Origin of the sequence: uncultured Algibacter sp. (genome assembly GCF_905480415.1) — a bacterium.
Taxonomy (GTDB): domain Bacteria; phylum Bacteroidota; class Bacteroidia; order Flavobacteriales; family Flavobacteriaceae; genus Algibacter_B.
This window is the reverse complement of record NZ_CAJQQI010000136.1, coordinates 1-12252: the sequence shown is the minus strand read 5'-3', so window position 1 is coordinate 12252 and position 12252 is coordinate 1. Positions and strand designations below refer to the sequence as shown.

Below are 12252 nucleotides of genomic sequence, written 5' to 3'. Positions count from 1 at the left end.
ATCTTCTATTAAAGTTGATAATACAAAAAGTGTCATTTTCACATTACCTGTAAGCCAAAAAAACCATCAAACAATCATGAAAATTATGACTCATTTGTTTTACATTTGCTCATAGATTAAGTAATAAAAATGGCAGAAAAAAATTTAAGCTTTCTTGACAGAAATCTGACTTTGTGGATATTTGTAGCAATGGCTATTGGAGTTGGCCTTGGGTATTTTATCCCCACGTTTCCCAACATCATAAATTCATTGAGTAGTGGAACAACAAATATTCCTATTGCAATCGGTTTAATATTAATGATGTATCCACCTTTGGCAAAAGTGAACTATTCCCTCTTACCAAAAGTTTTTAGAAATACAAAAATCCTATCTATTTCACTTATTCTAAATTGGATAATTGGTCCTGTTTTAATGTTTATTCTGGCAATTACATTTTTACGTGATTATCCCGAATATATGGTCGGATTAATTTTGATTGGTCTGGCACGTTGTATTGCCATGGTTTTGGTATGGAACGACCTTGCCGAAGGAAGTAGCGAATATGGAGCAGGTTTAGTTGCTTTAAATAGTATTTTTCAAGTGTTTGCGTACAGTTTTTATGCGTGGATTTTTATAACTGTTCTGCCACCCTATTTTGGATTTGAAGGGGCTATTGTAGACATTTCAATCTGGACAATTGCAGAAAGTGTAGCTATTTATCTTGGTATTCCATTCGTAATGGGAATATTGAGCAGACTTATTTTAGTAAAATTAAAGGGAGAGGAATGGTATACAAAGAAATTCATTCCTACAATTTCGCCCATAACCTTAATTGCTCTGTTATTTACAATTGTGGTGATGTTCTCGCTTAAAGGAGAAATGATTGTGGAAATCCCAATGGATGTTCTCATTATTGCAGTCCCTTTGCTTATCTATTTTACATTAATGTTTATCATTGGATTTTTCTTTACCAAAGCCACAGGAGCAGAATACGACAAAACAGCCTCCGTTGCTTTTACAGCAGCAGGAAATAATTTCGAATTAGCTATTGCAGTTGCTATTGCAGTTTTCGGACTAAATTCGGGTCAAGCTTTTGCAGGAGTAATTGGCCCATTGGTTGAAGTGCCAGCATTAATTTTATTGGTTCGTGTTTCTTTCTGGTTAAGAAAAAAGTATTACAAAAAATCCAACGCCTAAACAACGGGATAATGCATTGCACGTGATTCTTATTTAGAACAACCCTCGCTTCTGAATAATGGGTTGGCTCCTGTTTACTGTCTATAATTGCACGTAACTAACGGAAAACGTTAAACGAAGCCCAATAATTTTTTATGCATTTACAATCGCTACATCAGTCAGGCTTTACAAAGTAAAAGAACACGTCTAGAATAAAAACAACATTGGTGGATTAGCGCGTTAGGGATTGTAACGGCATCCTTTTTAAGGCTTAGAAAATCAAAGTTTATGCATAACTATAATTTAACAGATTACCACGTCGCTCACTCCTCGCAATAATGACTTTAAAAAGATATAGTGTAAATATTTATATTCATGAGTTCAATAATTTAAAATATTAAACAACGAATAAAGCCCAACCCTTGTGGTAACCTACCTACCATAAGGCAGGCGCAAAAATATTTACTTTAAAAACTAATACTTTTTATCTTCTTGTAATCTAAAATAGCCTTACTAAATAGAACAGTAAAAAAATGTAATGTTTAAAAAGTTATATAAATAATTTAACTAAAAAAGGGGTAGCTAGACGCTACCCCTTTTTAATTAGAATACTATATTATTAATTACTTAATAACTATTTTATATGAAGATTCTCTAGTATCAGATTTAAACTTAACAATATACATACCACTTGATTGATTAAGCGAAATGTTTTGTATTCGGTTACTATTGAAATCTATTTTAGAGGTATAAACTTCTCTACCATTTAAATCGTAAATATTTAAAATTCCATTACTAACCTCATTACTAGCAGCAATTTTAAAATTACCATCAGAGATAGTTGGATACACTTTAATAGCATCATTAAAATCAACGTTATCTAAAGACAGTGTACTTGCATCAGCAGTAAATTGTCCTGTAAACATCCCTCTACCATACGTTGATGCTAAAACAGTATTATCAACAATTCTTAAGTCAAAACTGGTAACCTTTACATCTTTCATTCCATTTTGAGCACGAGCCCAATCTGGAGCAGTAGCACTAAAGTCTGCAGTTCCCCAAACACCTAAATCTGTTGCGAGTATTACCTCATTCCTATTTAAAGGATTAGATAAAATAGCTCTAACCGGAAGGTCTGGTAAATCACCTTCTTTATTTTGCCATGTTGATCCTCCATTACTAGAATAAAATACGTTTGAAACACCATAATTATAAAATGTTACATAAATATCATCTTCACTTTCACCTGTTTCTATACATGAAATACTTCCTGCAAAACCTGCACCCGTAATTTCTACCCAAGTACTACCTGAAGAACCTAAACTTACTTTAAATAGTTTTCCGTTCTCTGTTCCTACTAGCAAATACTTCAAAAAGAAACCAGATGCTAATGGCTTAAAGGCGGTTGGAGTTCCATCTAAAGTCGCAGCGGTTATAGTGGTTTTTGTGGCAGAGCTTGCTCCTAAAGCATAAACGTTTACTTTATAATCAGCATCCGAAGTTCCGTTGGTATATAAATAATTTATATCACTATCTAAAGCTGCAGAGTTTATAAAATCTCCTGAACCTTCATCAGAATCAATTGTATAGCCCCCGCCCCCTGTAGTATAATCTTTATAAAAGTAGCGATTGTAATATATTGAACTAATCATGTATTGACTGTTTTTATCAATAAACACATAAGCGCCATCGCCTCCAGTAATTTCTGTAGAACTATTTATTCCTGCAGAAGCATTATTTATTAACTGAGAGCCATTATCCTGTGAGCCGGCTAATAATTTTTCATTAGCAACTTCTTGCCCAATAGCACCATTATAAAATTGTAATGTATTATAGTTGTTAACTCGTGGTTCAATTCCAGAAGTTCCTGTAGCAGCTGCCTCAGTTAATGACGTGGCATAAGAAACACCTCCATCATGACCAAATAATGCTTTATTAGAATCTGAAGGATCAAAAGTCATGGCATGTTGATCGGCATGTACTTCTTGATACCCAAAACCGCCATACCAGTGAGATAGTTGATTCCAACTTGCACCAGAATCTGAACTTCTGAATAAATCTATCCCTCCCACATAAATAATATTATCGCTTGTGGGGTCTACCTCGATTAATAAATCATAAAAGGATTGACCTCTTGTAAAATCATCAGCAGCTATACCGGTATCTGCATCATCTGGTTGGCTAAGATCTAATGGCGTTGTCGCAAAAGCATCTGTAGTTTTTAGTAAGGCTAGTGTTGATCCAGTTGCTGCTAAAACATATAACGTAGAAGCATCTGAGTTCGAAACTGCAATTTGAGTTCTAGAACCATTTGGAACTGTATATTGTAAATTAAAGTTTATACCATCTGTTGATGATAATATTTCACCACCACCATCACTAAATATTGGAGTACTTGTTGTTGATAGCCATATTGTATTATCACTACCAATTTCAAGATCGTTAGGGTTATATTTATATTCAGCAGGTGCAACCATATCTATTTCAGACCAGCTTGATCCGCCGTTACTAGATTTGTATAAACCATAATCTTCCAGCCCAAATGTGGAAAATGCACTACCCCCGGGAAATGTTCGAAACAAAGAAGATCCTGCAGCAACAAAAACCTCACTGTTTCCTGAACCTATATCTCTAACTACAATATCGTTAATATGTTGTACTCCAGGCGTATTATTGTACCCAGCATAACTTGGTGGAAGTGTACCAATAGATACATTTACGCCACTTGCTAATGCATTTATTAAAGTTTGGCCATCTGCTTGTGTGACAAAAATAGATGGAATGGTTACAGAGTCTCCATCATCTCCACCAGCCATAGTAACAAGCGCCGTATCGGCAACATTATTAACTACAATTACAGCAACCGCGCCAGCATTCTGAGCATTTAAAACTTTAAGACTAAAACCACAACTACCTCTATAAAGTATTGCTATGTTTCCAGCCATTGCAGCGCCATTAGTTAAGGCATTACACGCCTCATTAGGAGCAGCTGTACCATCATCTGCAAGTACCAGATCACCTGTAAGGTCTTCAAGAGCTGGGCCATAACCTGCCTGTTGTCCAAAATATTCACCTGCAATTGAAGCTGGTGTATTAACAATTATTCTAGCATTACCAGGTACGGAAGTCCCAGTAATAACATCAGTTTCTCCTGTGACACCACCAAAAACGCGTGCCCAATTAGAACCTCCATCAGTAGATTTCCACACCCCATTTCCATTAACATCTCCGGCAACATAAGATTCACCAGTACCAACATAAAACGTATTTGTGTTATTAGGATCGTAAGTGATACAAGAAATAGCTAAATTATCTGGTATACCTACTTCTGCCCAAGCAGAATTGGCATCAGTGATATCATTATTTACCCAAAGGCCACCACTTACACCTCCAGCAAATACTCTTTTATTTGTAGCATCGTTAGGATCGTACATTATAGCTCTTGTTCTTCCACCCACATTATCAGGACCTCTTTCAACCCAACTATTAGTATCTTCACCAGGTACTTTAGCAAACTTAGCTCGCTCCGTTAATTCATCCTGAAGCTTAAACAACTTACCTGGTTCTGGATAACCCTTTTGCGGGTTCATTGTAAGCTCCCACATTCTTTCAGAATATTTGTTTGGAGGTAAGCCCTGAGCTTTTCTTTCTTTTTTTGAAAGTTTAAGTGATTCTTTAAATGGACTGTTTTTTAAAAACGCTTCGTGTTGTTCTCTTAGATCAACTATGTCTTTATTAGAATCTTGAAGTTGGTATTTATTTATCAATAAACCAATACTTCCAATAAATAAAATAGCTAAAAGGGAAAGTAAAATTTTTCTCATTTTCTTTTTTTTTAAATTTTTATCTATCAAAAGTACGAATTAGTCTGAATAATATAAAACTATTAAGAAAATAATAAGATATTCTTAAATGAAATTAGACATCATTACATTTTACTTATGAGAAAGCTAAAAACTAATGCCTTTTATTTTTTTGTAATCTAGAATGGCCTTACTATCGGATAGTAAAGACACGTAATAACACACGCTTGACAAACGGCTGTATAAGCTAGAATTGTTTGTTTTAACGGTTTTTGGCAAGCCTTTTATAATGAGGGTGTCGTAATTTGAAGCGGTATTGTTGAAGCTATTATTTACTGCGTTTGTGTAGGTGTTTAACAGTGTGTTTATAACACCATAGCCTGCAATTTCTTTATCGACCACCTCGGCAGATTGGTAAATGTTTTCGACACTAATTTTTATGATATCCTTTATTTGTGCTTCGTATTTGCTTTTATCTAGCAAGGCACAATCGAAATCGCCATTTAAAATAGCGTCTTCATGTTTCATGAAAATATCTACAACATCATTAATTAGCGAGCCTATTGCTAGGGCCCGTAAATACCCTACGCGGTCTTCTTTAGATGAAAGCGCATAATAGTTTTCCGGTTTTATATTATCTCTAATTATTTTAGACAGATATTCTAGAGCAAACTCTTCTTGGATAAGGCCAAGGTTTATACCATCTTCAAAATCGATTATGGTGTAGCAAATATCGTCTGCTGCTTCAACCAAATACGCTAGTGGGTGTCTTGAAAAACTTGAATGTTTATCGCTGCGTTTTAGCAACCCTAACTCTTTGGCAACATCTTGAAAAGCTGTTTTTTCAGATTGGAAAAAACCGTACTTTTTATCTGCAATGTGGTTTGATGGTTTTTTAGGAAGTGATTCTTTTGGGTATTTCATGAATGCGCCAAGGGTAGCGTAACTTAATCGTAATCCACCATCGCGTCCTGCTCTGCTTTCGGTTAATATCTTGAACCCGTTAGCATTACCTTCAAAATCGCATAAGTCTTGATATTCCTTGTCATTAAGCTGACTTTTAAATTGTTTGCCTTGTCCGGTTTTAAAAAACTCGCCTATAGCTTTTTCTCCTGAATGCCCAAAAGGTGGGTTTCCAATATCATGCGCTAAAGCTGCCGCGGCTACAATGGCTCCAAAATCGTTAGTTTGATATCCATGAATACTTTGTAAATGTGGATGCTTTTCTAATAATTTTTGTCCGACTCTCCTACCAAGAGTACGCCCAACGACACTTACCTCTAAACTATGTGTTAGTCTGGTGTGCACAAAATCGGTTTCAGATAACGGTATCACTTGTGTTTTGTCTTGAAGACTTCTAAACTCTGAAGAAAAAATAACACGATCGTAATCCACTTCAAAACCTAAACGGGTTTCATCTTGTTCTTTACGTATGCGTTTATTGGTGTCGCCAAAGCGTTTTAAGGATAGTAATTGTTCCCAGTTCATGGTATAATTTTAAGCAAAGGCAAGATAAAAAACATCTTGTTAAAGCGTCTTCTTAATCTCAACTTTTTTGATTGCAATCTTTGTTAACATTAGGGTAACATTTTAATCATGGTTGTTTAATGATTTGGTAACACCTGATTTGGGAACTGATTATATTTTTGCAACGGAATTAATAACAACGCATGAAACTTCCTTAACGTACAGTTGAAAATCAACGTTATAACTATATGGAAGCTACATGTGACCATTGAAAGAAATAAAGAAAGACACATGAAACACATTTTTTATACAGCCCTATTTTTTATCTCTGCATTATCTTTTGCACAAAATACGGGCTCTATAAGCGGTAACTTATTAGATTTTGAATCGAATAATTACCCATTAATGTTTGCAAGAGTTTTAATTAAAGAAACTGGCGCCGAAGTTTTATCAGACGAAAAAGGTCTATTTAAATTTGAAAACTTAAGTGATGGCGGCTATACTTTGGTAAGCAGCTTTGTTGGTTATGACACTAAAGAGTCAAAAATAAAAGTGGAATCAAACAAAACAACAACTTTAAAAATAACACTTGAGCCCAGTACTATTTCTTTAGACGATTTAATATTTACAATAGCTAGTATTGATACACCACAAACGTCTACAATAAATAATTAGTTAGTTAGTTAGCGTATCGTTTGCATAACGATATGTGATTTTTAAAAAAGCAGTTTTTCTTAGAAAAACTGCTTTTTTTATGGCCTTAAAACTATTTATGCTACACCAACAAATAAGACTTTAAACTTAGTGTGATAAGTTTCTCATTATACACGCTTCCCGTAAATTTTAATGTTAACTAAATGTATCCATTTACAATGGATACCATGAAATCGATAACATTAACCTAACGCTTTTATCACAGTTCTTTAATCCACAGGTAACACCTTATTTACAATGCGCTAGTTTCTTTGCAACGAGAAATTTAAACATGCTAATGAAAAAATTTATACTATTATTTATAATCTTTACAACAGTACTTTCCAATGCGCAAAGTAATAGTACTGGTTCGCTAGAAGGAATGCTAACGGACAAAGAATATAATAATGAGCCTTTAGCCTTCGCTAATGTTCTTTTAAAAGGAACAACTATTGGAACAACATCAGACTTTGATGGTTTATACCGCTTTGAAAACATTGAGCCAGGGACGTATACTATAATTTTTAGTTTTGTTGGTTACGAAACTCAAGAGATTAATGTCGATGTTGTAGGAGGAAATCCTATAGAACTTAATGTAATAATGAATGCCAGTGCAGCTTCTTTAGACGAAGTTATTATTACAACCACCACTAAAAGAGAAAGTGAAACTGCTTTATTATTAGACCAAAAGAAAGCTGTTGAAATTAAACAAAGTATTGGAGCAGTAGAATTAGAGCGAAAAGGAGTTAGTGATGCTGCAGGTGCAGTTGCTAAAATTTCTGGAGTTTCTAAACAAGAAGGGTCTAGCAATGTTTATGTCCGTGGTTTAGGTGATAGATATTTAAATACAACCATGAATGGTTTATCATTACCATCAAATAATGTGAGCAAGAAGAATATTGATCTTGATTTATTTTCATCAGATGTTATTGAAAACGTATCTATAAGTAAAGCATATTCATCAAAATTTTATGCCGATTTTGCTGCTGGTAATGTAGATATCTCTTCAAAAGATTATAAAGGAAATGGGTTTTTTAATTTTGGAGTTGGATCTTCAATTAACACCAATGCTGTTGGTAAAGATTTTGTGAGAAGTGAAGGTACTGGTCATTTTGGTTTCTATAATAGATATGCTCATGATCCTTTTGCTGTCATTTTATCACATGGGTTCGACCCTGTTGACGCAGGCACTCCAATAAATACAAGTTTTGGAGGGTCTTTTGGGAAATCATTTACTTTTGAAAACGGTTCTAAACTTAGTTTTTACGGAACAGGATCATTCGGAAATGATTTTCAATATAGAAAAGGCTCTAACGTTGATTATACAAATGTTGAGAAAAAAGCTTTTGAGGAAGCTGAAGAATTTGAATATAGCACGACTACTACTGCCATGGCATCTATTATTTATAAAATAGATAGCGGTACTACTTTAAAGTTTAATTCCTTATTTGTAAATAGTTCATCTGATAAAGTTGGCTATTTTGGTATTGATGGAAAAGGACGTAATAGAGATGCTATAGCAAATACTGATGAAGGTTTCTTCCAACAAAACATCCAATTTAATGAAAACTTAATTTATGTAAATCAGCTTATTGGAACACATAAATTTGACAAAATTAATGTTGATTGGGGGGTTGGACACAACTTTGTTAATGCCCATGAACCAGATAGAAAACGTTTAAGCTTCGAAAACTATCAATACGCTTTAGATAATGACCCAAACACAAACCCCATATTTTACAGTAATGTAGATTTTGATAACCAACGTTATTTTCAAGATATACAGGATGAAGAATTAAACGGGCGCTTAAACTTAGCTTATAAAGCTACAGATCAAATAAAACTAAACTTTGGCTATAATGCCAGAACAAAAGAGCGTCAATTTAATAATGTAAGATACGGTTACGATATTATTGATAATAGCGGTATAGCAGATGTTAACGATTTAAATAGTTTCTTCACTTTAGATAATTTAAATCTAACCAACAACGCAGGTACTTATGAAATTAAAGTTATTAAACCCTATCTAAATCTTAGTAATACAAATAGGCCAGGTTTAGATGAAAACACTTATAAAGGTAACTTAGATATTTATGCAGGTTATTTTAATACTGAAATTAATTTTGGAGAAAAATGGCTTGTCGTTCCCGGTGTAAGAGTTGAATCTTTCGATCAATACATTGAATACGATGTTATTAACCTCGGAGTTAATGGGAATGATAATATTAGCGCATCAGATGTATTGTTTTTGCCTAGTTTAAGTTTAAAGTATGCTTTAAACGACGACCAAAATTTACGTTTTTCTGCTAGTCAAACGATATCCTTACCAGAATTTAAGGAAGCTGCCCCATTTGTATACGAAAGTGTATCACAACGTATAGGTGGTAATCCAGATTTATTAGGTCAAAAAGAAGGATTCGACTATACCAACGTAAAAGACGTTTCATATTCTAAAATTTTAAACTTGGATTTAAAATATGAATGGTTTGTAACTAAATCCGAATTAATCTCAATCGGCGCATTTTATAAACAAATTGAAGACCCTATCAACCAAGTTGTTGCTTTTGATGCAACGGGTACCCAACGTTTTTTTAGAACTGGAGAGAAAGCACAAATTTTTGGTATAGAGGCAGAAATTAGAAAAAATATCATTGTTAATGAAGATGAAGAGACAGAACTTTCATTTGGCTTAAATGCAACTTATATGCATACAAAGCAAGATTTATATAGCGATATTGTTGGTAGTAACTTTAACGTAAGCTTTGTTAAAGACAAAGAAGAATTACAAGGTGCATCTCCTTTAATTGTCAATACAGATATTAGTTACTCGCCTTCATCATTTGAAAACTACAAACCCATTGCAACATTAGCATTTTCATATTTTTCTGATAGAATTGATGCTTTAGGATCTGGACGATTAGGAAACGTTATTGAAAAAGGAGTTCCTACTTTAGATTTCATTCTAAAAAACAAAATAGGAGATAACTTCGAAATTAATTTAGCTGCAAAAAACTTACTAGATCCCAACATAACATACATAAGAGAAACAACTCAAGGGGATATAGTTGTTACATCTCCTAACGGAAAAGATGTATCCGATTATAGAAAAGGTATGAATATAGGATTACAATTAAAATATAAATTTTAAATAACTAAAAGAAAAAATAAACTTAGAAACGATGAAAAACAATCTATTATTAGGGCTAGCAATTACAGCATTGCTTTTTAACTCTTGCTCAACAGATGACACTGCCGATATTAACATTACAGACAATAGTATAATTAACAATACAAATAACGATGGTAGTACCGGGAACACTGATGATGACATTGCTATTAATGCAGCAGAATACTCTTCAGATTTAGTATTAGATGCTAACAAAACATATACAATAAGTGGTCCAGTAATTATGTCTGAAGGTGCTAATCTCATTATAGGCGAAGGTGTAACCATTAAAGCAGAAGCAACTGGGGCTGATGTTTATATTGCCATCTCACAAGGCGCAAAAATCTTTGCTAATGGTACAGCTGCTAGCCCAATTGTTATGACTTCGGGCGCTTCAAATCCAGCTGCTGGAGAATGGGGTGGCTTAATAATCTTAGGAAAAGCACCCATTAATTCTGTAACAGGAAACGCAACTTCTACTTCTGAAATAGGAAGTTTACCTTACGGTGGGACTGAAACTTTAGATAGTTCAGGTACCATTAGTTATGTTCGTGTAGAATATTCTGGCGGTGCTGCTGACGGTTCTTCTGAAAACAACGGGTTCTCTTTCTATGGTGTAGGTGCTGGTACAACGGTGGATTTTATCCAAGCTTATGAAAGTGCTGATGACGGTATCGAATTTTTCGGCGGAAATGTTGAAGTAAATCATGCCGTTGTAATTAACTGTCAAGATGATTCTATTGACTGGACTGAAGGTTTTTCAGGTAAAGTAAGCAACGCTTATGTTCAGCATGGAGCAGATCACGATAAAGGTTTTGAATGTGATGGTTACAATACTGATATAGGAAACTTATCTAGCCCTAAATTCTGGTCCAAACCAACTGTAAAAGATGTTACTATAGTAGGTTTAGGTTCTAGTACTGGAAACGAAGCTATAAGATTAAGAGCTGGAACTCAAGGTGTTTTTGACAATATATTAATTCAAGGTTTTGCTGAAGGTTTTGATTTAGATGGAGATGCTGGAGCAAATAGTGATAACCCAACAGGAACAGGTGTTATTAACGGTGATTTAGATGTTACTAATGTAACGTTTACTGATGTAACAGTACCACTTAAAAATGACACTGGTGATACTTTTACTGACGCAGATTTAATAACAGGTATTGGAAATGCAACAGGTACAGATTATGCGACTTGGGGTGCAGGTTGGACTATTGGAAACTAACCACATTAATAATTTATACTAACTCATATAAAAAAAGCATCCCAATTGGGATGCTTTTTAGTTTTTCACTTAACTATATAATACTATAGCGAAGCAACATTGTTTTCATAATTGACTTCTTTTTTAACTCCGTCAATCCAATAAATCCATTTGCCGACTTTTTTTCCATTATCATAATTTGCAGAAACTGTTTTTTGGCCTTCTGTGTTAAAGCTTAACCAAACACCTTGAAGTTTACCATCTGCTGTGTAAGAACCTCTTTGGCTTACAGCACCATTGTCATGATAATAAACAACATCAATTAAATTTGTGTCTTTGTTAAGTTTTAAATTTCTCTCTTTTTGTCCAAAAGATACCACAGTAATTAAAAAGGCAAAAACAAATAATAATTTCTTCATAATTATGGGGGTTTTAACATTATACTTCAAAGATAAATAACAGGTAACATTTACACAACTTTCACATAACATTAAATTAACATTAAAAATTTAATTTATTGATTATCAGTAAATTAAATTTAAAGATTTAACATTGGAATATTAATGATTACTTAATATAGAGGTGATGTTAAGATTACCTTAAACCTTGATATTTGCATTGTCTTGAGACAAATATTAGTATTTCATATAATATATTAGTTTTTGTCGACTTACATTATCATGATTTCTAATAGACTGCCTTAGGCCAAGGCAGTCTTTTTTTTGTTCTAAAATTAATCATTTGGAAACATTAAGTTAACATTG

General features: G+C 33.8%; 7 protein-coding genes. 4 read left to right on the top strand and 3 right to left on the bottom strand.

Features of this window, described 5'->3' with window-relative positions; all coding sequences use genetic code 11:
• Positions 1-129: 129 nt before the first annotated feature.
• The gene (arsB, locus tag QZ260_RS09255; protein ID WP_295985363.1) at positions 130-1176 is read left to right on the top strand and encodes an ACR3 family arsenite efflux transporter; all 1047 of its coding nucleotides are present in this window, start codon (positions 130-132) and stop codon (positions 1174-1176) included.
• Between the two features lie 602 nt (positions 1177-1778).
• Here the strand turns inward: arsB and QZ260_RS09250 are convergent.
• Together QZ260_RS09250 and QZ260_RS09245 are read right to left on the bottom strand one after the other, a co-directional pair.
• A complete protein-coding gene (locus QZ260_RS09250; RefSeq protein ID WP_295985361.1) occupies positions 1779-4979 on the bottom strand; it encodes a PA domain-containing protein in 3201 nt (1066 codons plus the stop codon).
• Positions 4980-5105: 126 nt separating this feature from the next.
• Positions 5106-6446, bottom strand: a complete 1341-nt coding sequence (locus QZ260_RS09245) for a deoxyguanosinetriphosphate triphosphohydrolase (protein WP_295985359.1) — start codon at positions 6444-6446, stop codon at positions 5106-5108.
• A gap of 270 nt (positions 6447-6716) precedes the next feature.
• Between QZ260_RS09245 and QZ260_RS09240 the strand changes: the two genes are divergently transcribed.
• The 3 genes from QZ260_RS09240 to QZ260_RS09230 all read left to right on the top strand — a co-directional run bounded on the left by QZ260_RS09240 (position 6717) and on the right by QZ260_RS09230 (position 11509).
• The gene (locus tag QZ260_RS09240) at positions 6717-7100 is read left to right on the top strand and encodes a carboxypeptidase-like regulatory domain-containing protein (protein WP_295985357.1); all 384 of its coding nucleotides are present in this window, start codon (positions 6717-6719) and stop codon (positions 7098-7100) included.
• A gap of 316 nt (positions 7101-7416) precedes the next feature.
• Positions 7417-10266: a TonB-dependent receptor gene (locus QZ260_RS09235; RefSeq protein ID WP_295985354.1), complete on the top strand. Its 2850-nt coding sequence runs from the start codon at positions 7417-7419 to the stop codon at positions 10264-10266.
• Between the two features lie 31 nt (positions 10267-10297).
• Complete coding sequence (locus QZ260_RS09230) at positions 10298-11509, top strand: multidrug transporter (RefSeq protein ID WP_295985353.1); 1212 nt, start codon at positions 10298-10300, stop codon at positions 11507-11509.
• Positions 11510-11592: 83 nt separating this feature from the next.
• On the opposite strand, the gene QZ260_RS09225 is transcribed toward QZ260_RS09230, so the two are convergent.
• Positions 11593-11907: a nicotinic acid mononucleotide adenyltransferase gene (locus tag QZ260_RS09225; protein ID WP_295985352.1), complete on the bottom strand. Its 315-nt coding sequence runs from the start codon at positions 11905-11907 to the stop codon at positions 11593-11595.
• Between the last annotated feature and the right edge of the window lie 345 nt (positions 11908-12252).